Below are 26,218 nucleotides of genomic sequence, written 5' to 3' on the forward strand. Positions count from 1 at the left end.
TTCGATCGTCGCCCACGCTAGCAAGCAGCGGCGTGGTCGGCGACCCCTCGGTCATGTGCTGGACTGGGAGGATGACCGACCACCTCCAACGCGCCCTCGCCCTCCACTCGATGCACGTCCAGGGCGACCCGCTGATCCTCCCCAACGCGTGGGACGTCGCCTCAGCCCGAGCCGTACTCGCGGCGGGCGCGCAGGCGGTCGCGACCACGAGCGCCGGTGTCGCCTGGTCGCTCGGGCACCGCGACGGGAACGAGCTCAGCCGGGAGACGGCTCTCGACGCCGTGCGGCGGATCACCACCGCCGTGCCGGTCCCGGTCACCGCCGACATCGAGGGCGGTTACGGCGACACCTCGGCCGAGGTCGCCCGCACCGTCGCCGCCAGCATCGAGGCGGGCGTCTCAGGGGTGAACCTCGAGGACACGCTCCGCCCGGTCGGGGAACAGGAGCACCGGATCGCCGCCGCTCGACGCGCAGCCGACGAGGCCGGGATCCCCCTCTTCATCAATGCGCGGATCGACACGCATCGGCTCGGTGACGTCGGTGGGGACCACTGGTTCGACGAGACCGTGACCCGTGCCGCCGCGTATGCGCGGGCAGGCGCGAGCGGGATCTTCGTGCTCGGCGCCCTCCGCGCCGACACGATCGAACGACTCGCGGACGCGACCACCCTCCCGGTCAACGTCGCCTTCGGTCCCGGAACCCTGTCGATCAGCGAGCTCGCGAAGGCCGGGGCGAGCCGGATCAGCGCCGGCTCGTCGATCGCCGAGGCCGCCTACAGCCTCGCGCACCAGTGGGCCTCGTCGATGCTCGACTCCCCCGATGCGGCACCGGCGCAGCCGCCCGCACTCGGTTGGGCCGCGATGAACGGCCTGATCCGGGACTGAACCGCCGCGGAGTCAGCCGTCGAACCGGACGTGCCGTTCCGACGTGGACCCGGAGGGGACGATGTCGATCTCCATCAGGTGCCGGGCGGCTCCGTCCAGCGGTGGGTCGCCAGCTGCCCCGAGCCAAGCCACCGCGCTACCCTGTTCGGCAGTGAACCGTTCTTTCCCTCTGTGACCCAGAGCCCCTCCAGCGACACCCGTTCGCTCCTCCGACGAGGGGCGGTGATTTCGTGCGCCCGGAAGGGGAGCTCCCTGCGGAGTTCCCCCGCATCCCGGCCCGCATTCGAAACCACTCCGGAAAGACCACCCACGCATGCCTTCCAACGACGCTTCCGTCACCCCGCCCGACGACCGCTCGGCACTCCGCGCGAACTGCGCTGACTGCTTCGCCCTCTGCTGCACCGCCTTCGGGTTCCAACGATCCGCGGACTTCCCGATCGACAAACCCGCCGGCACACCCTGCCAGAACCTCGCCGACGACTTCTCCTGCACCATCCACGAGTCCCTCCGCCCGCGAGGCTTCCGCGGCTGCACCGTGTTCGACTGCTTCGGTGCCGGACAGCTCGTGTCGCAGGAGTTGTACAACGGAACGAGCTGGCGGGAACGCCCCGACACCAGCGCCGAGATGTTCCGCACCTTCGGCGTCGTCCGACAGCTGCAGGAGATGCGCTGGTACCTCGTCGAGGCCGCCGAGCGCGCGAGCGACACCGACCTCGCTGAACCGGTCGATCAGCTCCGAGCGGAGGTCGTGCGGGTCCTCGACGGCGGGACGGCCGACATCCTCGCCGCTGATGTCAACGGGCTCCGGGCCGCCGTCCGGACGGTGTTGGTCGACATCAGCGAGGAGGCCCGCGGCGGGTACCTGGCCGGCGCCGGCTGGGAGGTGGACGACGCCCTCCAGCCCTCGGCGGACCTCGTCGGCCGGGACCTCCGCGATCGCCGCTTGTGCGGAGCCGAGCTGCGCGGGGCACTCCTCATCGGCGCCGACCTCCGCGGAACGGACCTGGCGGGCGTCGATCTCCTGGGTGCCGACCTTCGCGGTGCGCGACTCGACGGAGCCGACCTCGCGGAGGCCCTGTTCCTCACGCAGGCGCAGGTGAACGCCGCGCGCGGTGATGCAGCGACCCTGCTCCCGGCAACCATCGACCGGCCGGGGCACTGGACGAAGTCCCCATCCACCTCAACGACGGATGGGGAGTTGTCCCCGTAGGCTCAGGCGCCTCGTCCCCGATAGCGTCGAGGACATGACCCGCTCCCGCCGCGCCCTCACGTTGACCGCCCTCATCGCCGCGACCCTCGGGGTCGCCCTGACCGGATGCTCCGCCGGCACCCAGCAGGCTCCCGATGACGCCCTGGCGATCGGCACGGGCGTGGCCGTCGAGGTCGGCACCGGCGTGGAGATGTCGTTCTCCATCGACGACGTCCGGGAGGGGAAGCTCAGCGACCTCGCGGAGATGGGCTTGCAGTCGACGCCGTCGGACGACGGCAAGGTCCCGTACTTCGTCACGTACTCGGTCACCCTCACCGACGGGGAGATCGCGGACGCCGACCGCTCGGCCCTCCCGGTGCCGAAGACCGACGAGTGGAAGCTCACCGGCAAGGGCACCTACCGGCCCATCCAGGTGATCGGCCAGTTCGACTGCACGCCGGACGGCAACGCGACCGCCGGGGTCGCACCCGATGCGCCACTCGTCGCCTGCCAGGCCTTCCTCGGTGACGCCGACGCGCTCCCCACGGCCATCGAGGTGAAGGACCTCGGCACCTGGGCGACCAAGGACTGAGCGCGGCCACATCACCCTGCGTCGGTGCCCGGCCTTCCCCCGCACGTCGACGCAGAGTAGTGTCTGCCGTGCGATAAGCGAACACTGTGTTCCATTATCGAATTCTTGACGACGAAGTGAGGAATCGATGCAGTTCCACCACCATGGCTACGTCTCCGGCGATCCACGCGTGCTTCCGGCCGCGGGGGTCGGGATCGACCGGCCCGACGAGCTGCCGGACGAGGTCGACGTCCTCATCGTCGGCAGCGGGCCTGCCGGCATGATCGCCGCCGCCCAGCTCTCCCGGTTCCCGACGATCACCACGCGGATCGTCGAGCGACGACCGGGACGCCTCGCGATCGGCCAGGCGGACGGCATCCAGGCGCGCAGCGTCGAGACCTTCAACGCGTTCGGGTTCGCGGAGCGCATCACCGCGGAGGCGTACCGGATCACCGAGATGGCGTTCTGGAAGCCCGACCTCGAGGACCCGAGCCGCATCGTCCGCGGCGCCCGCCCCCTCGACGACACGACGGGCGTCAGCGAGTACCCGCACCTCATCGTCAACCAGGCGCGCGTGCTCGACTACTTCGCCGAGTACATGGCCAACGCACCGACGCGTATGCGACCCGACTACGGCTGGGCGTTCCAGGGCCTCGAGATCGACGACACCGCCGAGTACCCGGTGACGGTGACCCTGCTCGACACCGGCGAGGACTCGACCGGCGCCACGAGGACGGTGCACGCGAAATATGTGATCGGGGCGGACGGCGCCAGGAGCGGCGTGCGTCAAGCGATCGGCTGCACCCTCGCCGGCGACCAGGCGAACCACGCCTGGGGCGTCATGGACGCCCTCGCCGTCACGGACTTTCCGGACATCCGGACGAAGTGCGCGATCCAGTCGGGCTCGGGCGGCAGCATCCTGCTGATCCCGCGTGAGGGCGGGCACCTGTTCCGCATGTACGTCGACCTCGGTGAGGTGCCGGCGGGCGGCGGCGCAGCGGTCCGGTCCACCTCGATCGAGCAGATCATCGAGCACGCGAACGCGATCCTCAGCCCCTACCGGCTCGACGTGAAGCACGTCGCCTGGCACAGCGTCTACGAGGTCGGGCACCGACTGACCGACCGTTTCGACGACGTCCCGCTCGACGAACTCGGCACGCGCACACCACGCGTGTTCATCACCGGCGACGCCTGCCACACGCACAGTGCGAAGGCCGGGCAGGGCATGAACGTGTCGATGCAGGACGGCTTCAACCTCGCCTGGAAGCTCGGACATGTGCTGGAGGGTCGCAGTCCCGAGAGCCTGCTGGCCACCTACTCGGCCGAGCGGCAGGTCGTCGCACAGGACCTCATCGACTTCGACCGCGAGTGGTCGACGCTCATGGCGAAGCGACCGGAGGAGTTCGCCGACCCCTCGGAGCTCGCCGACTTCTACGTGCGGACAGCCGAGTTCCCGGCGGGGTTCATGACCGAATACGCCCCGTCGGCCATCGTCGGCGAGGCGACCCACCAGCATCTCGCGACCGGCTTCCCAATCGGCAAGCGCTTCAAGTCGGCCCTCACCTCGCGGGTCGCCGACGCCAACCACGTCCACCTCGGACACCACGCCACGGCCGACGGTCGGTGGCGGGTCTACGTGTTCGCCGACGCCGCCTCCCCCGCCACGGGTCGCTCGGCGGAGTTGGCGGCCTGGCTGCAGGACGCGCCGGAATCGCCCCTGAACCAGGTGCCCGACGGCGTGCGGGCGGACGACTGGTTCGACGTGAAGGTGGTCTACCAGGAGCACCACACGGACATCGAGCTCGGGACCGTGCCGCAGGTCTTCCTCCCGCGGGTCGGCCCCTTCGACCTCGTCGACTACGAGAAGGTCTACGCGATGCACCCCGAGGTCGACGTCTTCGAGGAGCGCGGCATCGACCGCGACGGCGCGATCGTCGTGGTGCGACCCGACCAGTACGTCGCCCACGTGCTGCCGCTGACGGCCACGGCGGAACTCGCCGCGTTCTTCGACGGCGTCATGGGACGGGAGGCGGCACGCCCCGCCTGATCGTCAGACGTCCAGGGTGTCCCGCTCCGCATCCAGCTCGGCGTCGATGTCGGCGAGGTCCAGCACGAAGCGGTACCGGACGTCGTTCTGCGCGAGCCGGTCGAGGGCCACGTCCACGTCGGCGGAGGGGACGATCTCGACGTCGGCCGTCACGCCGTGGGTGCCGCAGAAGTCGAGGAGGTCCTGCGTCCACGGGCGACCGCCGCTGCCCGACGAGGTCAGGCGCTTCCGACCGAGGAGGAGGTCCATGGTCTGGATGGAGATCGGACCGAGGGTGCCGAGCGAGCAGAGCGTCCCGTCGAGGTCGAGGACGCGGAGGTACGGCGCGAGATCGTGCTCGGCTGAGACCGTGTCGATCACCAGGTCGAGGCTGCCGGCCGCGGCGGCCATGGCGTCCGCGTCTGTCGAGACGACCACCCGCGACGCCCCGAGCCGCTCGGCGTCGCTCGCCTTGCCTTCCGAGGTGGTGAAGACGGTGACGTCGGCGCCGAGCGCATGCCCGAGCCGGACGGCGAGATGCCCGAGACCGCCGAGGCCGACGACCCCGAGTCGCGTCCCGTCCCCCACCTCGTTGCTCCGGAGCGGCTCCCAGACGGTGATGCCCGCGCACATGAGGGGCGCGACGCCGGCCGGGTCGAGGGAGAGCGGGCGGTGGTAGACGAAGCTGTCGCGCACGATGTAGCGACCGGCGTAGCCGCCGAGCGTCGTGCTCCCGTCGACGCGGTCCCGCCCGCCGTAGGTGAGGGTCGGGAACTCCGCGCAGTAGTTCTCCTGGCCGCGCAGACACATCGCACAGGTGCCGCAGGAGTCGACGATGTTGCCGACGGCCACAGGGTCGCCGGGAGCGAACGCCGTCACCGCGGAACCGGCGGCGACGACCTCGCCGACGAACTCGTGGCCGGGCACGAGTCCCGCTTGAGGCCCTGCGGAGTCGAGGGCGTGCAGGTCGCTGTGACAGACCCCGCAGTAGGTGACGCGGACGTCGACGTCGTCCGGTCGAAGGTCGCGGCGTTCGATCGTGGTCGGTCGGAGCGACCGGGGCGTGGCGGTGGACATGAGGGCGGTTGTGCGCATGGCTCGATACTACCTACTAGTTGGTAGGTTCGGTAGACTCGATCAATGACCACCGCGGACCAGACTCGCCAGCGCATCCTCGACGCCGCGACCGAGGAGTTCGCCACCCATGGCATCGCCGGCGCCCGGGTGGACCGGATCGCCCGTCGGTCCGGCATGAGCAAGCCCATGATTTACGCGTACTACGGAGCGAAGGACCAGCTCTTCGACGCGGTGTTCCACGCCCATGTCATCGCCAACAGCGACCGGGTCCCGTTCACCGCGGCCCAGCTCCCCGAATATGCGGCCCGGCTGTACGACGACTACCTCGCCGACCCGGCTCTCGCCCGCCTCGTCATGTGGAAGCGCCTCGAGCGCGAGAGCACCGGCTACCTCTACCCCAGCCTCGAGGACCACGACGTCCAGCACATCCGCGACATCGAGGCCGAACAGCGCGCGGGGTCGATCCGCCCCGATCTCGACCCGGCCGACATCTGGTCGTTGCTCATCTCGACCGCGGCGACCTGGGCGCAGGCATCCATGACGACCGTCGCCACCTCGGCGGATGCGCCCGAGGTCCACGAGCGTCGCCGAACCGCACTGGCGTCGACCATCCGCGACGGGCTCTGCACGCGCTGACGCGGCAGTGGCCCGTGGTCACCGATCATGATCGCGAGGATGACCGCGACACGTGGAGTGAGGCGAGGATCATCAGCACGGCGAGCGTGCCGGTCATCACCGAGGTGCCGACGACGAGGAGGAGGGTCACCGCGCTCAGCCCGAGGAGGACGGCGACCGTGATCCGGCTCCGCGAGCGCGTCGCGACCGGCATCGTGACCGCCTCGACACGCGCGAACACGGTGGCCACGGCGGCGGTCAGCCCGAGTGCTGCGGCGAGCCAGATGGGCCGACCGAGCCACCATCCGAGGCTGCTCGGTTCCGGGAGCGCGACACCCGTGGCGATCGCGAACACCGCGGACGCCCCCGCCATCGCCAGCAGGACCGGCATGTGCCAGAGGTAGACCGTCATGGCCCGCGTGGTGACGAAGGCCGTCGCACTCGCGACCCGGGGTCGCCGGCTGAGTCGGGTCAGCCGCTCGCGCAGCAGCGAGAGTAGCGCCGTGTGTGCGACCCCGACGAGGACGAGGGCGGCGGTCGGCGGATTGATGTTGGCGATGAGGTCGGCCGAGTACACCCCGGCGCACCACAGGACGACGAGCACGACGACCGCCCCGGCACCGGCCGCTATCCGGACACGTTTGGCCAGCGCGTCGATCGAGCCGTCCGCCAGGAAGAACCCGAGCTGCTGGAGCGCGGTCCACACGAAGACGAGGTTGAGGAACCCGAGGGCGTCGACACCGGTGGACGTCCGCAGGACGTCGACGAGGACGGCAGCGACGACGAGTGCCAGGATCACCCGCATCGGAGCGCGTTCATGGGCTGCGGCGAGCGCGGGCAGGAGTGCCTGGCAGAGCAGGAACACCGCGAGGAACCAGAGCGGCTGCCCGAACCGGAAGCCGGCGGTGGCGATGAGGTCGGCCGGCACGCCGGCCAGGGTCAGCATCGCGAGGGCCGCGGCCGTGCAGCCGATGGTGACGACCGCCGGGAGGAGGAGTCGGTGCAGCCGTGCCGCGACGAACGCCGAGGCCGGCACGCCTCGGGCCCGCTGCCGACGGAAGGCGAGGAGCCCAGCGAACCCGCCGATCACGAAGAAGAGCGGCATGACCTGTAGGACCCAGCTGAGCGGTGCGATCCACGCGGTGCCGTCGCTCGCGTTCGCGAACACCGGGCCGGCGGACGTCACCGTCACGCCGACCATCATCGCGTGGAGGACGACGACTCCGACGATGCAGCAGGCGCGGACGAGGTCGATGCCGGTGTCACGGGTGTTCGACGCGACGACTGCGGGCGCGAGCCCTGGCCTGAGCGCGGGTCTGGCGGGCTGCGGTGGGGTGTGGGTGATGGCCATGACGGTCCTCCTCGGTGACGGTCCGAGGAGGTTATGAACGCGGCATGGGCCGCCACATCACCCGGCGGTGTCGACCCGCCCCGTACCGGGGAGGGAGGTGGAGCGCCGAAGGCCGACCCGGTCAGGCGGGCGCGACGAGTCCGGTGTCGTAGGCGAAGATGACGGCCTGGACGCGGTCGCGGGCGCCGACCTTGGCGAGCACCTTGCCGACGTGGGTCTTGACCGTCTGCTCGGCGATGAAGAGGCTCGCGGCGATCTCGCTGTTGGAGTGGCCGTTGCCGATGAGGACGAGCACTTCGCGTTCGCGGTCCGTGAGCTCCGCGAGCCGGGCGACCCCCTGGCCGACCCGCGGCTTCTGCGCGGCGAACTGCGCGATCATCCGGCGGGTCACGCTCGGCGCCAACAGGGCGTCACCGGCCGCGACGACCCGCACGGCGTGGACGAGGTCCTCGGGGAGCGCGTCCTTCAGGAGGAATCCGCTCGCGCCGGCTTGGAGCGCGTCGTAGACGTAGTCGTCGATGTCGAAGGTGGTGAGCATGATGATCCTGGGGATCTTCGCCGCCGGATACGACGGCCCGAGGATGCGCTTGGTCGCCTCGATCCCGTCCAGCTCGGGCATGCGCACGTCCATGAGGATCACGTCGGGGTCGAGGCGTGCGGACAGCTTCACGGCTTCCGCGCCGTTCGCCGCCTGACCGGTCACCCGGATGCCCTCGTGCGCGTCGAGGAGGGCGCCGAATCCGGCGCGGACCATGGCCTGGTCGTCGGCGATGAGGACGTCGATGGTCACTGGTGGTCCTTCGTGGAGACGGGTCGGGCGGAAGAGGTCGAGACGTGCGACGGAGACGGAGCAGCGACGGGCAGGGCCGCGACGACGAGCCAGCCGCCCTCGCCGTCCGGACCGGCGCTCAGGCTGCCGTCGAGGAGTGCGGCGCGTTCGAGCATGCCGCGGAGCCCGTGTCCGGCCCCGTGCTCTCCGGCGGACCGGGCAGCCCCGTTGTGGATACGCAGGCGGACCGCATCGGGGTCGATGCCGACAGCCACCGTGACGCGCGCGCCGGGCGCGTGCCGCACCGCGTTGCTCATGGCCTCCTGGACGATGCGGAACGCCGCGATCTGGACGGATGGCGGGACGACGGTGTCGCCGGGGTCGCCCACCTCGAGAGTGATGTCGGCTCCCACTCGACGCAGCCCCTCCGCGAGGGCAGGAAGGTCGTCGATGCCCTGCTGCGGCGCGAGCTCGGCCGCCTGGTCCTCCGTGCGCAGGACGCCGAGCAGGCGCCGCATCTCCACGAGCGACGCACGGGCGGTCGCCGCGATGTCGTCGAACTCGGCCGTGGCCTCGTCCGCGAGGCCCGGCACCCGGTACTTGGCGGTCGAGGCCTGCACCTGGATGACCGACATGCTGTGCGCGACGACGTCGTGCAGTTCTCGAGCGATCCGCGTGCGCTCCTCGACGAGCATCCGCCGGGACTGCTCGGCCGCTGAGACCTTTCGCTCCCGCGTGAGCTCCTCGCCGATGCGCACGCGCCCGGAGACGAGGAGCGCCACGAGGAACGCCACCGCGGCGATGGAGGACGCGACGATGAGGTCGGCGGCCATGGCGGTCGCGTCGGCCGCCGACGGGACGAGCAGCGCCGCGACGAGCGAGCCGGCGACGTTCACGAGCAGGGTGACGAGCCCGGGCAACCAGCCGTGCAGGAAGGTGACGGCCCCGACGAGGACGGCGAACGCGATGAGCGCCGGCACCGACCACGGCCACGGCCAGACCGGGTCGTGATCGGCTGAGGCGACGAGCGGGAGCACGAATGCGGCGGCGGAGAAGAGCGCGATCGCGACCCGGGGAAGCACGACGGAGAGGACCGGTGCGCCGCAGATCGCGGCGCCGAGGAGGAACGACGCCGGGAGCACCGTGCCGTAGAGGAGACTCTGGATCGGCACGAGGACGCTGAGGAGGACCACCCCGACGCCCGCGAGGACGAAGAGGACGACGGCGCGGCGCGAGGGGTCGAGCGTCGTGCGGTCCATGAGCGTCATTCTCCCACCGGCACCAGCACCGACCGGGCGTCGGCCTCGGCGTCCTCCCCGGTGTCGCTCGCTGCGGTGGCCGCCGAGCGCTCGCGGCGGCGTCGGCGGGCCGCGGTGACCCGGTCGACCACGAGGCCGAGGACGAGGGCGACCGCGACGCCGATGACGGAGCTGAGGAGCGGTTGGTCTGCGAAGAGCTTCCCGGCGACGATGCCGATGAGGGCGCTGTAGGCGGCCCAGCTCGCCCCGCCGATGAGACTCAGCGGGACGAACCGTCGCCACGGGTAGTGGAGCGCACCCGCGGTCATGTTGACGACGACGCGACCGACGGGGATGTAGCGTGCGCCGAGGATGAGCGGCGCACCGCGGTGGCCGAGGGCACGGCCGGCCCGGTCGAATCCCTCGGCGATCCGCGGGCGACGCATCCAGGCGAAGCGGGTCGTGCCGACGCCCCGACCGATGAGGTAGGCGAGGTTGTCGCCGATCGCGGCACCCAGCGCCGCGACGACGACGAGGAGCGGCAGGTTCGATCCTCCGGTCGAGACCGCGACGGCCGCCGCGGCGACAAGCACCGTCTCACTCGGGACCGGTGGGAAGAAACCGTCGATCACGGCCACCGCGAACATCACCACGTACAGCCACGGCGAGGTCACTGCGGTGAGGATGAGTTCGTTGATGACGTCCATGCTTCGACGCTACGAAGCGGGCGGCGTCGCAGCATCACCCCGAGGTATCCGATACCCCCTACCCCGGTGGTGTTCTGCGGCGCCGCCCGGACCAGCCCTCGGCGGACCGGACTCAGTCGACGACGGCCGGGACCTTCGGTTCCGCGTGCCCGCGGGGTGAGAGCGCCTCGTGCGTGCTGATCTCGTAGGCGTTCTCCGCGTGGAGCACGACGTCGAGACCCTGGGCCTCCGTCTGGGCCGACACCCGGATGCCCATCGTCTTGTCGAGGACCTTCGCGAGCACCCAGGTGATGGAGAAGGTGTAGACGAAGACGGCGACGATCGCGAGGGCCTGCTTGCCGAGGAGGAGGAAGCCGCCACCGGCGAGGAGCCCCTCACCGCCGCTGGGTGCGAGCGGCACCGCGAGGATGCCGATGAGGAGACCACCGACGACCCCGCCGACGAAGTGGAGGGCGGTGACGTCGAGCGCGTCGTCGAAGCCGAAGCGGACCTTGAGGCTGACGGCGAAGTAGCAGACGACCGCTGCTGCGGCACCGATCGCGAGCGAGCCCAGCGGGGTCACCGCACCGCAGGAGGGTGTGATGGCGACGAGCGCGGCGATCGCGCCGGAGCAGGCGCCGAGGGTGGACGGGTGTCCGTCGCGCAGCTTCTCGACGACGAGCCAGACGATGACGCCGGCGCAGGTCGCGGCGACGGTGTTGAAGACGGCGACGGCGGCGTTGTTGTCGGCGGCCCCCAGGGCGCTGCCGTCGAAGCCGATCCAGCCGACGAAGAGCAGGCCGGCGCCGAGCAGGGTGAGCGGGAGGCTGTGCGCCTTCGGCTGCGAGGGGAAACCGTTGCGCTTGCCGAGGACGAGCGCGAGCGCGAGGGCCGCCACCCCGGAGTTGACGTGGATGGCGGTGCTGCCGGCGTAGTCGATCGAGCCGATCGTGTTCGCGAGCCAGCCGCCCTGCACGCTGCCGTCGGCGGAGTCAAATGCGAAGACCCAGTGCGCGACGGGGAAGTAGACGAGCGTCGACCAGACACCCGCGAAGACCATCCACGCACTGAACTTCATGCGGCCGGCGGCGGCTCCGGCGACGATCCCGATGGTGAGGCCGGCGAACATGAGGTGGAGTGCGGCGAGCGCGAGGGGCGGCAGGGCGCTGCCCTCCGGGGCGACGAGGAGCTGGCCGAGGCCGGGGTATTCGGTCGGGTCGCCGACGAGTCCGAGGCCGCCGATGCTGTCGCCGAACACCATGGAGTAGCCGAACGCCACCCACAGGATCCCGACGAGGCAGAACGACGCGAAGATCATCATCATCATGTTCATGGTGACGCGGCGGCTGACCATCCCGCCGTAGAACATGGCGAGGCCGGGCAGCATGAGTGCGACGGCGACCACCGCCGTCAGGAGCCATGCCGTGTTGCCCGCGATTGCAGCCGTGTCCATTCGGACCTCCAGGGTTCGCGCGGGATCCGAAACGGACGACCGCATTTTCAATAGGTCATCCAATTGTCGCGACGACCGGTTTCAATGCAGTATCGAATCCGTTTCGTGTTCGTTACATCAGAGGGGCCAGTCGTCGGGGTGCCGGAACGGAACGGCGACGACCTGCACGTCGTCCTCGTAGGTAAGACGCTTCTCCGATAGTCGACCACTGGCATGCAGGCCGTTCGCCATCGCGAACACCCCGGGGTACCGCCCCTGCCGATTCGGAACGGCGCTCTGGAATCGGACGAACATGGTTCGACCATACGCATGAACGCGAGCGCGCTGGCGGAGAGGTCCAGCTCCCTGTCAGGTGCGGGTCGCCCTTCCCGCTTCGATCAACCGTTGCCGATCAGTGGAGATCGGCCCGCGTCACGAGCGAGCGGATCGGCGGCAGTCTGTGCCGCGCAGCGTCATCCGCTTCATCGACGATGGTGCTCAGCGACACGACCTTGGCCCCGCCCGCCTTCGCGAGCTGCGTGACGGTCAGAGCCTGGCTTCCGGTTTCCACCCAGTCATCGACCAGCACCAGTCGAGCCCCGGATTCCAGGTGATCCCTGCGTACCGACAACGTCTGTCGGCGTCCCCGGTAGTCGGCCTCGGTCTGTTTGCTGATCAACGAGCCAGGGAACAGGGCACCGTCCTTTCTGACGGCTACGAACCCGATGCCCAATCTGACCGCCACTGCCGGCGCCAGAACAAAGCCGCGTGACTCGATACCGACGATGGCGTCAGGCCGATCGCGCCCTGCGAGAGCAGCCAAGGCGTTGACGATGGCACCGAGCGCCTTCGGATCGCGCAACATGCTCCACACGTCTGCCTCGCCCTCGATCCAACGGAAGTGTTCCAGCATGTGCCGGCGTCCCTGCGCGACCTCGTCTTGCGTCATTGAACGAACGTATCGAGGCCAAGCCCGGACGAAGCGCTCACGCGCGCGGTGAGCTCACTCTGCTCACGTCGGTGGAGCCCGCCGGCCCGCGCCGACTGTCACGCGCACCGACACCGCGGCATAGGCTGCTGGCATGGTCAAGGCGAACGATCCGGAGTACCGGACACCACGACTGGTGCTGGGCTGGACGTGGGCCGCTCTCGGCATCGGGCAACTCGCACTCAGGGTGTCTCCCGACGCAGACAGTCATGGCTCGCTGCACTGGGTCATCCTGGGCGTCCTGCAGGTCGTCCTGGGCGCGGTCATCGTGGTCCAGGCGTGGAGGCTCCCGAAACCTCCACCCGCCGAGGCGGCCCGAACCGACGACGGAGGTGAGGGATGACCCGCGCCCGCACGATCTGGTGGTGCAGATCTCGCTCGCGCTGACCGTCATCACCACGAGCCTTCGGTCCCGCCACGGGGGCGGCCAGGTGCACACCCGACCCGACGACGAGCCGCCGACGAGTTAGTCGACAGCGACGGCGAGGTTCAGCGCCAGGGCGTCGCGCTCCACGTCGGCGAGCGCCGCACGGTCGACGAGGAGGCTGTGCACGGTCGCGGCCGCCGTCCGGCGGGCGAAGGCCCGGATGCGGTCCGCGTCGCCCGCACCTTCGGCGGCCTCGACCGGCGGGTACTGGGCGGCGATGTCGCCGGAGCCGTACCGGTAGGCCTTCTGCATGCCCTCGTTCGCGTGGAGCGCCGCGGCCGCCGCCCACTCCGACGTCTCGCTGCCGCCCAGGATGAGCACGCCCTGCTCCACGCCGTCGCGGATGAGTCCGGCGATGAAGGTGAAGAGCGCGCGGTAGTCGTCCCAGAACGAAGCGAGGTCGTCGGGGTGCTCCGCCGCGAGCCGCTCGATCTCGTTGTAGTCGAAGGGCGCCTCGCAGATGGCGACACCGTCCTCGTACAGCACCCGGTACAGCTTCGCGGGGGTCGCGGCCTCGATCGAGCCGAGGGCCTCCGCGGCACCGACCGACTGGCGGTTCGAGGCGGCGGTCGCCCGCAGCACCTCACGCTTGTTCGCGAACCAGTAGTACAGCGAGGACTGCTTCATCCCGCACGCTTCGGCGAGCATCGTCATGCTCGTGCGCTCGTAGCCGCGCTCGGCGAACAACCGGGTCGCGACCTGGATGATCTCCTCGCGCGGATCCTCGGTGGCGATCCCGCTCGCGCGCGGACGGCCCGGCGATGCTCCTGTGCGGCCGGCCATCGATCACCACTCCCTGCTCGCGGACACCTCCGCCAATCCTACGGGCGGGCGGCCTCAGTGATCCGCGAGCAGCTCACGCATCGCAGCCTCGATCACGGCCGTCTCAGCGGCCCGCACCCCGGGTCGCCCGGCGACATGGCCGAGGTCGGACGAGATGACCCGCACCTCGCTCCGAGACATCATCGCCGACTCGAGCACGTTGTCGTCGACGGTGAAGTAGAGGTCGGTCGACGACGGCATCACGATGCTCCGCGCACGCACCCCGCCGAGCGCCGCAGCGAGACCGCCGTCGACACCATGCCCGGGATCCGCCCGCTGCCAGGTGCGCAGCATGGCGAGCAGGTCGTTCGCGTCCCACCGCTCGTGGTCGGCGGCCCAGTCCTCGAGGAGGGCGGCGACGTCGGGATAGCCGAGCTCGCGGTAGACGCCGTCGCGGAAGAAGGCCTGCGAGTACGCCCAGCCCGCGTAGACCGTCCCGAAGGCGCGAAGTCCGGCGCGCGGCCGGACCGCGTATCGACCACCCTCGAACACCGGGTCGGCTCGGAGAGCGGCCTCGACACCCGCCAGGAAGACCGCGTTGTGCGGAGAGCAGCGGGCGGCACCGGCGATGGGGAGGAACGCGTCGACGAACGCCGGATACCGGACCGCCCAGTCGTAGGCCTGCAGCGCCCCCATCGACCAGCCGGCGATCAGCCGCCACCGCCGCACGCCGAGCTGCTCGGCGAGCCGGTGTTGCGCGCGCACGTTGTCGCCGATCGACACCGTGGGGAACGCGGCCCCGCGAACCTCCTCGGCGGCGTTCGACGGTGAGGTCGAGACCCCGTTGCCGAACAGGTCCACCGACACGATGAACCACTCAGCCGGATCGAGCGCCCGCCCTGAGCCGATCCACGGCTCGGCGCTCGCGTGCGTGCCCGTGTAGTAGCTCGGGACCAGCACCGCGTTGTCGCCGGCGGCGTTCAGCGCACCGTGCGTCGTGTACGCGAGCCGGGCCTCGGGGAGGTCCGCGCCGGACTCCAGCGCGAACCTCCCGAGGTCGAGGACCTGGTGCATCGGGATCAGAAGAACTTCAGGTAGCGGGCGGTCTCCCAGTCGGAGACGTGCGCCTGGTACTCGTTCCACTCCTGGCGCTTGTAGTCGATGAATGCGTCGTACATCGCCTCACCGAACACCGACCGCGACAGGGAGTCCGTCGCGAACTCGTCGACCGCCTCACCGAGGCTGCGCGGCAGCATGCCGATGCCGAGCTGGGCGACCTCCGCCTCGGTGTAGTCGTACATGTTCTCGGTGTGCGGTGCACCCGGATCGAGGTCCTCACGGATGCCTTCGAGGCCGGCGGCGAGGATGAGGGCGGCGCCGAGGTACGGGTTGCAGCTGATGTCGGCCGCGCGGCACTCCACTCGTCCACCCTGCAACGGCACGCGGAGCATGTTGGTGCGGTTGTTGTTGCCGTAGCTCACGAACACGGGCGCCCAGGTCGAGCCGGACATGCTGCCCTGCCGCACGAGACGCTTGTAGCTGTTCACGGTCGGTGCGATGACCGCCGACAAAGCGGGTGCGTGCTTGAGCACACCGGCGATGAACTTGTAGCCGAGCTCCGAGATGCCGCAGCCGCGCGGGTCGTCGTCGGTCTCGAAGAGGTTCTCGCCGGTCTCGATGTCGGCGAGCGACATGTTGAAGTGCGCGCCGGAACCGCTGCGGTCGGCGAAGGGCTTCGGCATGAAGGTGGCGAAGTAGCCGTGCTTGCGGACGATCTCGTTCGCCATGAGGCGGAAGAACACGGCGCGGTCGGCCATGGTGAGCGCGTCGGAGTAGTTGAAGTCGATCTCGAACTGCCCTGGGGCGTCCTCGTGGTCGAAGGAGTAGACGCCCCAGCCCATCTCGGTCATCGCCTCGACGAGTTCGGTGAGCCAGTCGAGGTTGTCGAGTGCCGCGGTGGCGGTGTAGCAGGGCTTCGCGAGGTCGTCGCGGTCGCTGACCTCGGTCACGCCCTCGGGGGTGTCCTTCAGGACGAAGAACTCGGTCTCGATGCCGAGGTTGAAGGTGAAGCCCATCTCGGCGGCCGCGTCGAGCTGACGCTTGAGGATGTTGCGGGAGGCCGCTTCGAACGGTTCGCCCTTCGTGTAGAGGTCGCTCGCGAAGAAGGCGACGTCCTTCCGCCACGGCAGCTGGACGGCGCTGTCGAGGTCGGGGCGGGCCGAGAGCTCCTCGTCGCTGATCGCCTGCGGGAGGCCGTCGAGCGCAGCACCGGTGAAGAGTTCCGATCCCCCGGCCATGCGCTCGAGGTGCGACAGCGGCACGAACTTGGTCTTGATGCTGCCGTGCATGTCGACGAAGCTCGCCATGGCGTATTTGACGCCGACTTCCTGCAGGCGGGCGCGGACGGACTCCACGGTGGTAACGGTCTCGACGACGGTCATGGGATGCTCCTCCGGTTGCGTCGCCAACCTCGCGGCGACTCATTTCGATACTGTATTGAAAGTATGCGTGCGCGCAGTTTCAATAGGGTGTCGAAAATGTTTCCGGGGTGTGAACCCTAGCCGACGGCCCCTCGGGCGCCGTCCGACGCACCGCTACTCGCGGGAATGGTCTGGTTCTCGGGCCCGCGGTCGTGTTGACTTCCCTTGGGCGATGCTCGCGACTGCGATCGAGCACACCTGACTGACCGGTCGGCGCCCGACAGCACGGAGCGCGAACCGGGGGCGCCTCGCGGCGATGACCATGCCCCGTGAACGGAAGGCCCACCATGCGTGTCAGTCCTCGTATCGGGATCGGCTTGGCGATCTGGGCCGGCTACGTGCTGGTCATCTTCATCGTGTCGATCCTGAGCGGGGTGCCCTTCCCCGAGATCGGCACGTCCGCCGATTCGACCTGGCGCGGAGCCGTGCTCGATCTCGCCGTCGGCGCCATCGGACTCGTCATCGTCGCGACGCTGCTGGGATGGTGGCGCCCCGCCCTGTTCGAGCGCCGCCGGTCGCAGCACAGATGGCCGGTGTTCGTGCCGATCATCATGCTGGTCGCCTCCGTGCTCAACCTGATCAACACGGACTGGTCGCAGTTCGACGTGTCGTTCGTGCTCGCACTGGTGGCACTCGGCGTGCTCGTCGGGTTCAACGAAGAGCTGATGGCGCGCGGCCTGCTGCTGACCGCGCTGCGGTCACGGCTCGGCGAGGGCTGGGTCTGGTTCCTCTCCAGCGCACTGTTCGGGGTCATGCACCTCGTCAACGCCGCCCTCGGCGCCCCGCTGGCGAACTCGCTCCTCCAGGCGGCACTGGCGTTCGCGTCAGGGACGGCGTTCTACATCGTGCGTCGCGTCACCGGCTCGCTGATCTGGGCGATGCTGCTGCACGGCCTCTGGGACGTGTCGGTGTTCTCCGTCGGGCACGCCCCCATCTCCACCGCGTTCGGGGCCATCCTCGGCCCGCTCATCGGCATCCTCTCCCTCGCCGTCGTCCACTGGGTCATCAAGGGGACCGACGAACGGACGCCCGCGCGCCCGTGAACGGGCAACCGGCGCCCGCCGCAGGTGCGACGGACGCCGGTTCTCAGAGACGCTGTTACGGGACGATGACCGCCCGGCCGCGGATCGTGCCCGCGTGCAGGTCCTCGTAGGCCTTCGGAGCGTCGTCGAGCGAGTACGGCTGCACCTCGACGTCGACCTTGCCCGCCTTCGCGAGCTCGAAGACCTCGATGAGCTCGCTGCGCGAACCCCAGTACGGGATCCGGACGGCCGCGTCGTACGCGATCGAACCGAAGCCGATGGTGGCCGAACCGCCGCCGATGCCCACGATCGTCACGTCGGCCTCCGTCGCTGCGACAGCGGTGGCCGTCGCGATGGTCGGGTTCGCGCCGACGAAGTCGAACACGGCGTCGACCCCGACACCGCCGGTCAGCTCGCGGATCTTCCCGGCCGCCGACTCGTCGCTGATGAGGGTGACGTCGGCGCCGACGTGCTTCGCCAGCTCGAGCTTCTCGTCGTTGACGTCGAGCACGATGACCGTGGCACCGGAGAGCGCCTTCAGCATCTGGATGCCGACGTGACCGAGGCCACCGGAGCCGATGACGACCGCGAAGGTGCCGGCGCCGAGCTTCGGCAGACTGCGCTTGATCGCGTGGTACGGCGTGAGGCCCGCATCGGTGAGCGACACGTTCTTCACCGGGTCGAGGTCGCCGATCGGGACGAGGTGACGCACATCGTCGACGATCATGTACTCGGCCATCGAGCCCTGGGCGCCGAGTCCGGGAGGACGGATGCCCTCCGCCGCCGCATTCGTGCAGTAGTTCTCCTTGCCCTGCGAGCAGTTCAGGCAGTGCCCGCAGCCCCACGGGCCGTAGACGGCGACGGCCTCGCCCAGCTGCAGGCTCGTCTCCACGCCGGGCCCGAACTCCTCGATGACGCCCGCACCCTCGTGGCCGAGCGTGAGCGGCAGCGGGTACTGCTGGTCGAGGTAGTCCTGCTCGGGCAGGCTCATGACGTAGTCGTCGGAGTGGCAGACGCCGGCAGCGGTGACCTTCAGGAGGATCTCACCCGGCCCCGGCGTCGGCTTCTCGATCTCGACGACCTCAGGGGCCGAGCCGATCTTCGTGTACCGCAGTGCCTTCATGGTGGGACATCCTCCTCGAGCGTCGAAACTGCACGCCGCTGTCGCTCACTAAGCGACGTGTGTCAGATAGATCTGACCGTTCCAGTATGCGCCTCCCGTCGGCAGCGGGGCGCGCGGTTGACAACGCCGACGCCCTGCGCTCGCGCTCCGTGACTCAGCGCGGATCCCAGGCCAGCACCGCTTCGACGAGCTGGGATCTCGACATCGCACTGTCGACCTGGAGGACGGGCTGCGGCAGGGTGGCCAGCCACGCCTCGTGCGAGGCGCGGCTGCGTCCGTCGAACGCAGGGTCGTCGTAGCCGCTCGCCCACTCCCGGAACGTCTCCCAGGCGGCCTCGTCGAACCGCTCGCCGGCACGCCGCTCGACCTCGCGGGCCTCCAGCCGACGCAGGCGCTCGGCCGGGTCGAGGACGACGAAGACGACGGCGTCGCACTCCGCGACGATCTCGTCACCCCAACCCGGCATCGAACCCGACAGGACCCAGGCCTCACGCGGAACGAACATCTCCCGCATGAGCCGCACCCGTTCGGCATCAGCCCGCTTCGTGACGTACGGCGGGTCGGTCGGCACCCAGAAGTAGTCGTCGGCGTCAGCGTGCGGCACTGACCAGTGGTCGGCGAGCGCCCGCCCGAGCGTCGTCACGCCGCTACCACTGGCCCCCATCACGTGCACTCTCGAACGTCGCATCCGTCCATTCTGACGCGTCGGGCTCCGCGCGGGTCGAGCGGCAGGGGCCGGGCGGGGCCGGTCGCGATCAGGCGCGGTCGTGGAGGGTGAGCTGGTAGCCGTCGGGGTCGGCGAAGGTGAAGGTGCGCCCGAACGGTCCGTCGATGGGAGCCGAGACGATCGTGTGACCATCGGCGGCGAGGGCGTCGTGGATCTCCTGGACGTCGGTGGCGTGGAACCAGATCGCGGCTCCGACGCCGGGCTGGTCGACGGCCGCGAGGTCGGTTCCGGGGACGATGTCGCGCAGGGCGAAGGCGGTGGGCGTGGTCTCGAAGACGACCGCGTGCGGCGGGCCGGCCTGCGAGCGCACGAGGCCGAGGTACCGCTCGTAGAAGGCCTGCGAGGCGTCGAGGTCGGTGACCTGGAGGGAGATGAAGTCGGGTCCGGTGACGGGCATGGCGTGTTCCTGTTCTCGTGTTGGTGGCCGAAGTAGCGTGTCAGTTACCTGACACCGTCAGCCTATGTCAGAATACTGACATGAGTCAAGACGGGATCGAACTGGACACCTCGCTCGGGTATCTCCTGAAGGAGGCGTCGAGCGCGCTCCGCTCCGCGATGGAGGCGGTCCTCCGCCCACTCGGCATGACGATCACGCACTACTCGTGCCTGGAACTCCTCGCCCAGCGGCCCGGCCTGTCCAACTCGGAGCTCGCCCGCGGCGCGTTCGTGACCCGGCAGTCGATGAACGTCCTCCTGCAGGCACTCGAACGGGACGGCTTCGTCAGCCGCCCGGAGCAGGCGCCCGTCGGGAAGGCCCTGCCCACGCAGCTCACCCCGCTCGGCCGTGAACACCTCGCGCAGGCGACCGCCGCCGTGCGATCGGTGGAGGTACGGATGCTGCAGGGGCTGACCCCGGACGAGCAGCAGGCGGCGCTCACCATCCTGCGCAGCATGATCCGTTCGCTTCGCGACGCGGACGCTTGACGGCCCCACCCCGGCCGGTCAGTCGTCGAGCAGCGTCACCACGAACGCTTCGATCCGGTCGGCCACCTCGACCGGCACCTGCCAAGCGGTGAAGTGGGCTCCCTCGTCCAGCTCGGTCCAACTGCGGATGTCGGTGTACGTCCGCGCCGCGTAGGAGCGCGGAAGCCCACGCTCTCCGGTCTGCACGGCGACCGCGACGGGCACCTCGATCAGCGGCAGTTCCTGCTGCTTCGGGTGGTCGCGGTAGGGGCGGAACGATGACCCGATGCTCTGCGTGAACCAGTACAACGACACGGTCGTCAGCAGCTCGTCGTCCGTCCACCACGCACCGTCGCCAGCCCAGGCGAGGAGCTTCTCCGCGATCCAGGCGGCGAGCCCGACGGGTGAGTCGTTGAGCGCTGCGGCGAGGATCTCAGGTCGGGTCGCCTGGACGCGCGCGTAGGCGAGGCCGCGAGCCCACTCGCGATCGTGGCGGTCGAGCCAGTCCTGCTCCGCAACCGTGAGATCGTGCGCCCGGGACGCCGCGGGGAACGCGGCATGCGTCGCGAACTGCCCGATGACCGCTTCCGGGTGCAGCGCGGCGAGCCAGTCGCTCGTCGTCGATCCGACGTCCTCGCCGTAGCTGAGGTATCGCGCGTGCCCGAGCACCTCGGTCATGAGCCCGTGCATGAGCTCGGCGACCACCGGGCCGGTGAACGGGCGGTCGTCGGCGAGGGGCGCGGAGAACCCGTATCCGGGGAGCGACGGGACGACCACCTCGAAGCCGAGCACCCGGCCGCCGCCGAGGTCGACGACCCGGCCGGCGAGCGCCGTCGCGAGCGGCAGCATCTCGACGAACGAGTAGGGCCACCCGTGGAACACGATGACCGGGACCGTCTCCGTGGCCCCCTCCGCCGCGGGCAACCGCGCGACGTGGAGTCGCTGGCCGTCGACCTCCGCTTCGAACTGCGGGACGGCCGCCAGCTCCCGCTCCACCCGCCGCCAGTCGAAGCCGTCGCGCCAGTGGTCGACGAGCTGACGCAGTCGATCGAGCGACAGGGCGCTCTCCTCCGCTGCGTCGCCGATCGCACCCGGCAGGCGGGCCCCTTCGAGTCGCCGACGCAGCTCGTCGAGGTCGGCATCGGGCACTTGGATCCGGAACGAACGCATGCGCTCGAACGTAGAGCACACCTCCGACAGAGTGAGGCACGAACTGCCATCCGGCACGGTACGGCAGCATGCCTTTCCCGACGCCCAGCGTCGGCGTCAGGCGCGGTAGTGGGCGGCCAGGCGCTCGAGGCCCTCGTCGATCGAGACCGCCGGCGTCCAGTGGAGGGCCTCGCGGGTGTCGCGCTGGTCGAACCAGTGCGCGGTCGACAGCTGCTCCGCCAGGAACCGTGTCATCGGCGGCTCGTCCGCACCCGGACGGATGCTCCAGAGACGCTCCACGAGTCCGCCGGCCGCGCGAGCGATGCCCGCCGGGACGCTGAACGACGGCGGCTTCACGCCGGCGGCACGGCAGATGCCCGCGAGCAACTCGCCGACCGGCCGGGGCTCCCCGTTCGTCACGACGAACGCCCGCCCGTGCGCCGTCTCGGCGTGCTCGTGTGCCGCTGCGATGGCCGACGCCGCGTTCGCGACGTACGTGCTGTCGATGAGGGCGGTCCCGTCGTCGAGCAACGGCAAGCGACCGCGACGCGCACGGTCGACGATGCGCTCGACGAGCTGCGGGTCGCCGGGACCCCAGACGAGGTGCGGCCGCACGACGACGACCGCGAAGCCACGACGATCCCGTTCGAGGGCGAGCAACTCGCCCTGCGCCTTCGTCCGCGCATACTCACCACGCGCCGCACCCGGGTCGGCCGGCTCTGCGCCGACGCCCACGAGTGCCGAACCGCCGTGCGCGACGGACGGCGAGGAGATGTGGACGAACCGCGAGACCCCGGCCGTCTCCGCCGCGTCGAGGACGACTTCGGTCCCGCCGACGTTCACCCGCTCGAACTCCGCCGGGTCACCCGCCAACGACACCTTGGCCGCCAGGTGCACGACCGCGTCGACACCCTGCATCGCCCGACCGACCGCGGCCGCATCGGTGATCGATCCGCGGACCTCCTCGACCCCGTCGAGCCCGGCCGGACCGCGCTGCAACACCCGGACCCGGTGACCCGCGCGGAGCAGCTCAAGAGCGACCTCGCGGCCGAGCATGCCGCTCGCACCGGTGACGAGGACGGTCACGGCGCGCTCAGCCGCTCGCCGGCCAGGACGCGGTCGGCCCACTCGGAGAGCCGCGTGCGGTCGATCTTCGAGTTGTGTCGAATGTCCGTCGGCAGCTCCGGCACCACGAAGACGGCGACGAGCGGCTGCGGTGAAGCAGCCCGCACCTCGGCGGCGAGCGCGGCGTCGGCGAGCCGGACCCGCTTCGAACCGGGCGTGGTCTCCACGATCGCGACGCACTGCCGGAGGCCGTCCGGGCCGACGCCGACGACCGCGGCACGACGCACGAGCGGCACCGTCTCGATCGCCTGCTCCGGTCCGACCGGTGCGACCGGCCCGTCCTGCGTCGTGATGACGTGCGGCAGGCGACCCTCGATCCAGAGGCGCCCGTCGGCGTCGAGATGCCCGACGTCGCCCGTGCGGTGCCAGCGGCCGTCCTCGGCGACGTCGCGCACGGCGGCCCGGTCGGTCAACCAGAGACGGTCGTACTGCGATTTGAGGTGCGCCGCCGAGATGATGACCTCACCGAGGCGGTCCGGGTCCTGCGTCAGCTCGCCCGTCGCCCGGCCTGCCGCGTCGAGCGGGCTGATGCGCACCTCGACACCGCCGATCGGGGTCCCGACGCACACGCCCGTGTGCTCGGAGTCGTCGCCGGGCATCGTGTCGAGCGTGATGTCGGAGACCAGCAGGCACTCGGTCATGCCGTAGACGGCGTGCGCCGACGCGTTCGGGAGCACCTCGACGAGCGCGGTGAGCAACTGACGACTGACCGGTGCCCCCGTCGAGAGCACGGTGCGGACGCCCTGCAGGGCTCGACGATCGGCATCGTCGAGCTCGCCGGCCGTCGCCACGACGTTGAGGATGGCAGCCGGTGAGAGGAACACAATGTCGGCGTCCGCCTCGGCCACCGCGGCGGCGACCGCGCGGGCCGTGAGCGTGCGCGGGGCCGAGATGTCCATCTCCGGCGTGGAGGAGCGGGCACCGAGCGCCGGGCCGAGCAGGGCGAACGGCGCGAAGCCGGTGACGAGGCCGGACTCGGCGGTGATCCCGAAGTGAGCGGACAGGACGTCCCGAAGAGACGACAGCTGCGCGTGCGAGTACCGGACCCCCTTCGCCGGGCCCGTCGAACCCGAGGTGTAGAGGATCGCGGCGAGGTCGTCCGGGCCTGGCTCGGACGGCAGCGCCGGAGCCGCACCGTCGTCGAGGAGGTCCTTGAGGCTGTGTGAGACGCCGAGGGCGGCTGCGGTCGTTCCGGGGAGCCGCGCGGCCGAGATCTTGACCCCGGGCCAGCCGAGCGCACGCGCGGCGGCGAGCCCCTTCGTCTCGCCGATGACGTACGCGGGCCAGGCGCCACGGACGGCCTGCGACAGCCCACGGACACCGAGCCCGGCGTCCGCGACGACCACGACCGCGCCGATGCGCAGGCAGGCGTAGATCACGGCGGTGAGTGTGGCGCCCGGCGTCACGAGCAACGAGACGCGGTCGCCGCGGCGGACGCCGATGCGGTGGAGCCCTGCGGCGAGGCGCGTCACGCGGTCGTCGAGCTGGCGCCAGCTGACGCGACGGGCGGAGCCGGCACCCCGCTGTTCGACGATGGCATCGGCGTCGTCCGTACGGCGTTCGTCGAGTCGTCGCCAGAGCGGTTCGAAGGTGGGGTCGGCCGCCGGAGCGTCGGCCGGGACGGTCGCCTCGGCCGTGGTCGCCTGACCCTGCGGGAGGTGCTCGTCGAGCCAGGACAGCAGCGACTCGGCGACCGGGGCGTCCTCGATGACGAGGTGCCCGGCACCGGCGAAGCGGTGCACCTGGGCGTGCGGCAGGCGGTCGGCGAGGTCGTCGAGGTACCGGTCGCTGAAGATCGGGTCGCGCGGGCCCCACAGCATGAGGGCCGGGACGCGGAGCTCGGCGACGTCGGCGGCGAGCCGCTCCAGGCGGGGGAAGCTGACGTGCTCGGGCGTCGCCGGGATGTCGGCGACGAACGCGCCGATCCCGCGGCGCCGAGCCGGAGCCGAATACGGGCTGCGATAGGCGTCGCGGACGTCGCTCGCGAGCGGCGGAGCGGCGAGCGCCAGGGTGGTGTCCAGGAACGCGGTGGTCTGGACGGAGCCGGCACCGAGCATGCCTCGGGCTCCGGCGAGCCGCAGCGGTGCTGGGATGGGCGTCCCGTCCGGGTGGTGAACGGCCGTGTTGAGGAGCATCGATCCGATGAGGAGGTCGGGGTGCTCGGTGGCCCACCCGAGCGAGATGACGCCGCCCCAGTCGTGACCGAGTGTGACGACGGGGCCGGTGAGCCCGAGCGCCTCGGTGAAGCCGGCGAGGTCGGCGATCCGCTGTTCCAGGGTCCGCGTGAGCTCGGTGCGCTCGGACCACCCCATCTCGATCTGGTCGACGGCCACGACGCGCCAGGCGGCACCGCCCTCGCGGGCCTGCTCCACGGACTGCGTCACGAGCGAGCGCCACAGGTACGACCAGGTCGGGTTGCCGTGGACGGCGAGCACCGTGCCGACGGGTTCGACCCCGGCTTCGGCGAGCGCCTCGGCGGTGTCGAGGTAGTGCCAGTTGCGCGTGGTGCCCTCGTCCGCGAGCCGGCCGGGCACGTCGATGCGGTGCGAGTACCGGGCGGGGAGACCGGGGAGCCCTGCGGCGCGGACGCCCATGGTGCGGAGCCCGATGTTGGCGGCGACGGTGCCCGTCACCACGCGAGCTCCATGAGGCCGGTGTTCAACCCCGAGCCGACGCCCATGAGGAGGACGCGGTCGCCCTTGGTGAGGCTCGATTGCTGGTCGGCGAGGGTGATCGGGATGGACGCGGGGCCGACGTTGCCGAGGTAGGGGTAGGTGACGGGCACGCGGCTGCGGTCGAGCGATGCCGCCTTCACCATCGAGTCGGTGTGGATGGACGACACCTGGTGGGTGATGTAGCGGTCCATCTTCGACCAGCGCCACTCGTCGCCGGCGGCTTCCTTCCACGCGGACACGACGAGGTCGAGGCCGCCCTTGAGGAGGGCACGCGCGTCGGTGAACATGCCGTCGACGCTGCCGACGCACAGGTGGTTGAACTCGGTCGCGGCACGGGTGACGCCACCGAGGATGCGGTGCCCCTCCGGGTGGCGGTCGGCGGGGCCGATGACGGCGGCCGCAGCTCCGGATCCGAGCGTGAGGGAGGCGAACTCGCTCATGAAGTCGTCGCGGTCGATCGTGCTGCCGCTCAGCCGTTCGATCGTGTTCGCGTGGACCTCGCTCGCGTCCTCACCGTTCACGATGAGCGCGTACTCGATCTGCCCGGACTGGATCATCGCGGCGGCCATCGTCATGCCGGTCACGAACCCCAGGCACGCGTTGGCGATGTCGAAGTTGATCGCGGAGCTCGGGAGACCCAGGCCGTCGTGGATGCGCACGGCGACGGACGGTTCGAGGTGCTGCCGCGTGACCGAGGTGTTGATCATGAGCCCGATCTGCGACGGCGAGATACCGGCCTCGGCGAGCGCACGGCGACCGGCGGACACCGTGGCGTCGTCCGAGTTCTCGCCCGGACCCCAGTGTCGTCGTTCGACGACGCCGGCGACCCGTCGCAGGATGCCCTTCGGGAGCCTGGCGCGTTTCATCGCCGCGGCGAGGCCCTCTTCGATCTCCACCGAGGTCACCACTGCGGACGGCAGCGTGCTCGCCACCGACAACATGGCCACATTGTCGAATCGGGTAGTTGCGTTTCCGGTCACGATTCCTCCGTGCCTCTGA

Annotated in this window: 26 protein-coding genes; 8 read left to right on the forward strand and 18 right to left on the reverse strand. The window is 70.4% G+C overall.

Going from position 1 to position 26,218, the window contains the following annotated elements; translation table 11 throughout:
* Window positions 1–71 precede the first annotated feature (71 nt).
* The 4 genes from ASE44_RS11605 (at window position 72) to ASE44_RS11620 (ending at window position 4,691) form a co-directional block, all read left to right on the forward strand.
* Window positions 72–884: an isocitrate lyase/phosphoenolpyruvate mutase family protein gene (locus ASE44_RS11605; protein WP_056779950.1), complete on the forward strand. Its 813-nt coding sequence runs from the start codon at window positions 72–74 to the stop codon at window positions 882–884.
* 313 nt (window positions 885–1,197) lie between these two features.
* Entirely contained in the window at window positions 1,198–2,094 is an 897-nt protein-coding gene (locus ASE44_RS11610; protein ID WP_056779955.1) for a pentapeptide repeat-containing protein, read from the forward strand.
* Between the two features lie 34 nt (window positions 2,095–2,128).
* Window positions 2,129–2,665 (forward strand): hypothetical protein, encoded by a 537-nt coding sequence (locus tag ASE44_RS11615; protein WP_056779957.1) that lies wholly within the window; start codon window positions 2,129–2,131, stop codon window positions 2,663–2,665.
* A gap of 127 nt (window positions 2,666–2,792) precedes the next feature.
* Complete coding sequence (locus ASE44_RS11620) at window positions 2,793–4,691, forward strand: FAD-binding monooxygenase (RefSeq protein ID WP_056779960.1); 1,899 nt, start codon at window positions 2,793–2,795, stop codon at window positions 4,689–4,691.
* A gap of 3 nt (window positions 4,692–4,694) precedes the next feature.
* Here the strand turns inward: ASE44_RS11620 and ASE44_RS11625 are convergent, their stop codons facing one another.
* Window positions 4,695–5,765, reverse strand: a complete 1,071-nt coding sequence (locus ASE44_RS11625; RefSeq protein ID WP_056779962.1) for an NAD(P)-dependent alcohol dehydrogenase — start codon at window positions 5,763–5,765, stop codon at window positions 4,695–4,697.
* 45 nt (window positions 5,766–5,810) lie between these two features.
* Between ASE44_RS11625 and ASE44_RS11630 the strand changes: the two genes are divergently transcribed.
* On the forward strand, window positions 5,811–6,383 hold the full coding sequence (locus ASE44_RS11630; protein WP_056009709.1) for a TetR/AcrR family transcriptional regulator: 573 nt from the start codon (window positions 5,811–5,813) through the stop codon (window positions 6,381–6,383).
* A gap of 25 nt (window positions 6,384–6,408) precedes the next feature.
* Here ASE44_RS11630 and ASE44_RS11635 read toward each other — a convergent pair whose 3' ends face one another.
* The 7 genes from ASE44_RS11635 to ASE44_RS11660 form a co-directional block, all read right to left on the reverse strand.
* Entirely contained in the window at window positions 6,409–7,713 is a 1,305-nt protein-coding gene (locus tag ASE44_RS11635) for an acyltransferase (protein ID WP_082455976.1), read from the reverse strand.
* 121 nt (window positions 7,714–7,834) lie between these two features.
* Window positions 7,835–8,503 (reverse strand): response regulator transcription factor, encoded by a 669-nt coding sequence (locus tag ASE44_RS11640; RefSeq protein WP_056779966.1) that lies wholly within the window; start codon window positions 8,501–8,503, stop codon window positions 7,835–7,837.
* A complete protein-coding gene (locus ASE44_RS11645) occupies window positions 8,500–9,741 on the reverse strand; it encodes a sensor histidine kinase (RefSeq protein WP_056779969.1) in 1,242 nt (413 codons plus the stop codon). The genes ASE44_RS11640 and ASE44_RS11645 overlap by 4 nt, the downstream gene beginning before the upstream one ends.
* Window positions 9,742–9,746: 5 nt before the next feature.
* Entirely contained in the window at window positions 9,747–10,427 is a 681-nt protein-coding gene (locus ASE44_RS11650; protein ID WP_056779972.1) for a DedA family protein, read from the reverse strand.
* Between the two features lie 112 nt (window positions 10,428–10,539).
* A complete protein-coding gene (locus ASE44_RS11655) occupies window positions 10,540–11,859 on the reverse strand; it encodes an ammonium transporter (protein ID WP_056009719.1) in 1,320 nt (439 codons plus the stop codon).
* 117 nt (window positions 11,860–11,976) lie between these two features.
* Window positions 11,977–12,153, reverse strand: a complete 177-nt coding sequence (locus tag ASE44_RS18850; protein WP_164488335.1) for a hypothetical protein — start codon at window positions 12,151–12,153, stop codon at window positions 11,977–11,979.
* A 97-nt stretch (window positions 12,154–12,250) separates the two neighbouring features.
* The gene (locus ASE44_RS11660) at window positions 12,251–12,787 is read right to left on the reverse strand and encodes a phosphoribosyltransferase family protein (RefSeq protein ID WP_056779978.1); all 537 of its coding nucleotides are present in this window, start codon (window positions 12,785–12,787) and stop codon (window positions 12,251–12,253) included.
* Between the two features lie 133 nt (window positions 12,788–12,920).
* Here ASE44_RS11660 and ASE44_RS11665 point away from each other — a divergent pair, with 133 nt between their 5' ends.
* Window positions 12,921–13,169: a hypothetical protein gene (locus ASE44_RS11665; protein WP_056779980.1), complete on the forward strand. Its 249-nt coding sequence runs from the start codon at window positions 12,921–12,923 to the stop codon at window positions 13,167–13,169.
* A gap of 123 nt (window positions 13,170–13,292) precedes the next feature.
* On the opposite strand, the gene ASE44_RS11670 is transcribed toward ASE44_RS11665, so the two are convergent.
* The 3 genes from ASE44_RS11670 to glnT are packed head-to-tail and all read right to left on the reverse strand — an operon-like array spanning window position 13,293 to window position 16,456.
* Window positions 13,293–14,036 (reverse strand): TetR/AcrR family transcriptional regulator, encoded by a 744-nt coding sequence (locus ASE44_RS11670; RefSeq protein WP_056779983.1) that lies wholly within the window; start codon window positions 14,034–14,036, stop codon window positions 13,293–13,295.
* 54 nt (window positions 14,037–14,090) lie between these two features.
* On the reverse strand, window positions 14,091–15,089 hold the full coding sequence (locus ASE44_RS11675; protein WP_056779987.1) for an alpha/beta fold hydrolase: 999 nt from the start codon (window positions 15,087–15,089) through the stop codon (window positions 14,091–14,093).
* A 5-nt stretch (window positions 15,090–15,094) separates the two neighbouring features.
* The gene (gene glnT, locus ASE44_RS11680; protein WP_056779990.1) at window positions 15,095–16,456 is read right to left on the reverse strand and encodes a type III glutamate--ammonia ligase; all 1,362 of its coding nucleotides are present in this window, start codon (window positions 16,454–16,456) and stop codon (window positions 15,095–15,097) included.
* Window positions 16,457–16,782: 326 nt separating this feature from the next.
* Here glnT and ASE44_RS11685 point away from each other — a divergent pair, with 326 nt between their 5' ends.
* The gene (locus ASE44_RS11685; protein ID WP_056779991.1) at window positions 16,783–17,538 is read left to right on the forward strand and encodes a CPBP family intramembrane glutamic endopeptidase; all 756 of its coding nucleotides are present in this window, start codon (window positions 16,783–16,785) and stop codon (window positions 17,536–17,538) included.
* A 55-nt stretch (window positions 17,539–17,593) separates the two neighbouring features.
* Here the strand turns inward: ASE44_RS11685 and ASE44_RS11690 are convergent, their stop codons facing one another.
* From ASE44_RS11690 to ASE44_RS11700, 3 genes are all read right to left on the reverse strand, one after another.
* Window positions 17,594–18,640 carry an NAD(P)-dependent alcohol dehydrogenase gene (locus ASE44_RS11690; protein ID WP_056009731.1) on the reverse strand — a complete coding sequence of 349 codons (1,047 nt, stop codon included), beginning with the start codon at window positions 18,638–18,640 and terminating at the stop codon, window positions 17,594–17,596.
* Between the two features lie 154 nt (window positions 18,641–18,794).
* Window positions 18,795–19,328, reverse strand: a complete 534-nt coding sequence (locus ASE44_RS11695) for a hypothetical protein (protein ID WP_056779994.1) — start codon at window positions 19,326–19,328, stop codon at window positions 18,795–18,797.
* Between the two features lie 67 nt (window positions 19,329–19,395).
* Window positions 19,396–19,764, reverse strand: coding sequence for a VOC family protein (locus ASE44_RS11700; RefSeq protein WP_056779997.1), 369 nt, complete (start codon window positions 19,762–19,764; stop codon window positions 19,396–19,398).
* A gap of 80 nt (window positions 19,765–19,844) precedes the next feature.
* Here ASE44_RS11700 and ASE44_RS11705 point away from each other — a divergent pair, with 80 nt between their 5' ends.
* Window positions 19,845–20,291: a MarR family winged helix-turn-helix transcriptional regulator gene (locus ASE44_RS11705; RefSeq protein ID WP_056779999.1), complete on the forward strand. Its 447-nt coding sequence runs from the start codon at window positions 19,845–19,847 to the stop codon at window positions 20,289–20,291.
* 18 nt (window positions 20,292–20,309) lie between these two features.
* On the opposite strand, the gene ASE44_RS11710 is transcribed toward ASE44_RS11705, so the two are convergent.
* The 4 genes from ASE44_RS11710 to ASE44_RS11725 all read right to left on the reverse strand — a co-directional run bounded on the left by ASE44_RS11710 (window position 20,310) and on the right by ASE44_RS11725 (window position 26,160).
* Window positions 20,310–21,440 (reverse strand): epoxide hydrolase family protein, encoded by a 1,131-nt coding sequence (locus tag ASE44_RS11710; protein ID WP_056780002.1) that lies wholly within the window; start codon window positions 21,438–21,440, stop codon window positions 20,310–20,312.
* Window positions 21,441–21,536: 96 nt separating this feature from the next.
* Window positions 21,537–22,505 carry an NAD(P)-dependent oxidoreductase gene (locus ASE44_RS11715; protein WP_056781134.1) on the reverse strand — a complete coding sequence of 323 codons (969 nt, stop codon included), beginning with the start codon at window positions 22,503–22,505 and terminating at the stop codon, window positions 21,537–21,539.
* On the reverse strand, window positions 22,502–25,138 hold the full coding sequence (locus ASE44_RS11720; RefSeq protein ID WP_056781136.1) for an alpha/beta fold hydrolase: 2,637 nt from the start codon (window positions 25,136–25,138) through the stop codon (window positions 22,502–22,504). The genes ASE44_RS11715 and ASE44_RS11720 overlap by 4 nt, the downstream gene beginning before the upstream one ends.
* 35 nt (window positions 25,139–25,173) lie before the next feature.
* On the reverse strand, window positions 25,174–26,160 hold the full coding sequence (locus ASE44_RS11725; RefSeq protein ID WP_056780005.1) for a 3-oxoacyl-ACP synthase III: 987 nt from the start codon (window positions 26,158–26,160) through the stop codon (window positions 25,174–25,176).
* Window positions 26,161–26,218 lie beyond the last annotated feature (58 nt).

It is taken from the genome of Plantibacter sp. Leaf1 (genome assembly GCF_001421315.1).
In the GTDB taxonomy this organism is placed as follows: Bacteria; Actinomycetota; Actinomycetes; order Actinomycetales; family Microbacteriaceae; genus Plantibacter.

What these genes read in the sequence shown, in the direction of transcription:
- ASE44_RS11675 (WP_056779987.1), bottom strand. Translation starts at nt 15,089, where the DNA reads ATGCACCAGGTCCTCGACCTCGGGAGGTTCGCGCTGGAGTCCGGCGCG.
- ASE44_RS11610 (WP_056779955.1), top strand. Translation starts at nt 1,198, where the DNA reads ATGCCTTCCAACGACGCTTCCGTCACCCCGCCCGACGACCGCTCGGCA.
- ASE44_RS11690 (WP_056009731.1), bottom strand. Translation starts at nt 18,640, where the DNA reads ATGAAGGCACTGCGGTACACGAAGATCGGCTCGGCCCCTGAGGTCGTC.
- ASE44_RS11695 (WP_056779994.1), bottom strand. Translation starts at nt 19,328, where the DNA reads ATGCGACGTTCGAGAGTGCACGTGATGGGGGCCAGTGGTAGCGGCGTG.
- ASE44_RS11700 (WP_056779997.1), bottom strand. Translation starts at nt 19,764, where the DNA reads ATGCCCGTCACCGGACCCGACTTCATCTCCCTCCAGGTCACCGACCTC.
- glnT (WP_056779990.1), bottom strand. Translation starts at nt 16,456, where the DNA reads ATGACCGTCGTCGAGACCGTTACCACCGTGGAGTCCGTCCGCGCCCGC.
- ASE44_RS11615 (WP_056779957.1), top strand. Translation starts at nt 2,129, where the DNA reads ATGACCCGCTCCCGCCGCGCCCTCACGTTGACCGCCCTCATCGCCGCG.
- ASE44_RS11670 (WP_056779983.1), bottom strand. Translation starts at nt 14,036, where the DNA reads ATGGCCGGCCGCACAGGAGCATCGCCGGGCCGTCCGCGCGCGAGCGGG.
- ASE44_RS11660 (WP_056779978.1), bottom strand. Translation starts at nt 12,787, where the DNA reads ATGACGCAAGACGAGGTCGCGCAGGGACGCCGGCACATGCTGGAACAC.
- ASE44_RS11620 (WP_056779960.1), top strand. Translation starts at nt 2,793, where the DNA reads ATGCAGTTCCACCACCATGGCTACGTCTCCGGCGATCCACGCGTGCTT.
- ASE44_RS11720 (WP_056781136.1), bottom strand. Translation starts at nt 25,138, where the DNA reads ATGGGCGTCCGCGCCGCAGGGCTCCCCGGTCTCCCCGCCCGGTACTCG.
- ASE44_RS11630 (WP_056009709.1), top strand. Translation starts at nt 5,811, where the DNA reads ATGACCACCGCGGACCAGACTCGCCAGCGCATCCTCGACGCCGCGACC.
- ASE44_RS11685 (WP_056779991.1), top strand. Translation starts at nt 16,783, where the DNA reads ATGCGTGTCAGTCCTCGTATCGGGATCGGCTTGGCGATCTGGGCCGGC.
- ASE44_RS11725 (WP_056780005.1), bottom strand. Translation starts at nt 26,160, where the DNA reads ATGTTGTCGGTGGCGAGCACGCTGCCGTCCGCAGTGGTGACCTCGGTG.
- ASE44_RS11705 (WP_056779999.1), top strand. Translation starts at nt 19,845, where the DNA reads ATGAGTCAAGACGGGATCGAACTGGACACCTCGCTCGGGTATCTCCTG.
- ASE44_RS11650 (WP_056779972.1), bottom strand. Translation starts at nt 10,427, where the DNA reads ATGGACGTCATCAACGAACTCATCCTCACCGCAGTGACCTCGCCGTGG.
- ASE44_RS11710 (WP_056780002.1), bottom strand. Translation starts at nt 21,440, where the DNA reads ATGCGTTCGTTCCGGATCCAAGTGCCCGATGCCGACCTCGACGAGCTG.
- ASE44_RS11605 (WP_056779950.1), top strand. Translation starts at nt 72, where the DNA reads ATGACCGACCACCTCCAACGCGCCCTCGCCCTCCACTCGATGCACGTC.
- ASE44_RS11665 (WP_056779980.1), top strand. Translation starts at nt 12,921, where the DNA reads ATGGTCAAGGCGAACGATCCGGAGTACCGGACACCACGACTGGTGCTG.
- ASE44_RS11635 (WP_082455976.1), bottom strand. Translation starts at nt 7,713, where the DNA reads ATGGCCATCACCCACACCCCACCGCAGCCCGCCAGACCCGCGCTCAGG.
- ASE44_RS11655 (WP_056009719.1), bottom strand. Translation starts at nt 11,859, where the DNA reads ATGGACACGGCTGCAATCGCGGGCAACACGGCATGGCTCCTGACGGCG.
- ASE44_RS11625 (WP_056779962.1), bottom strand. Translation starts at nt 5,765, where the DNA reads ATGCGCACAACCGCCCTCATGTCCACCGCCACGCCCCGGTCGCTCCGA.
- ASE44_RS18850 (WP_164488335.1), bottom strand. Translation starts at nt 12,153, where the DNA reads ATGTTCGTCCGATTCCAGAGCGCCGTTCCGAATCGGCAGGGGCGGTAC.
- ASE44_RS11645 (WP_056779969.1), bottom strand. Translation starts at nt 9,741, where the DNA reads ATGGACCGCACGACGCTCGACCCCTCGCGCCGCGCCGTCGTCCTCTTC.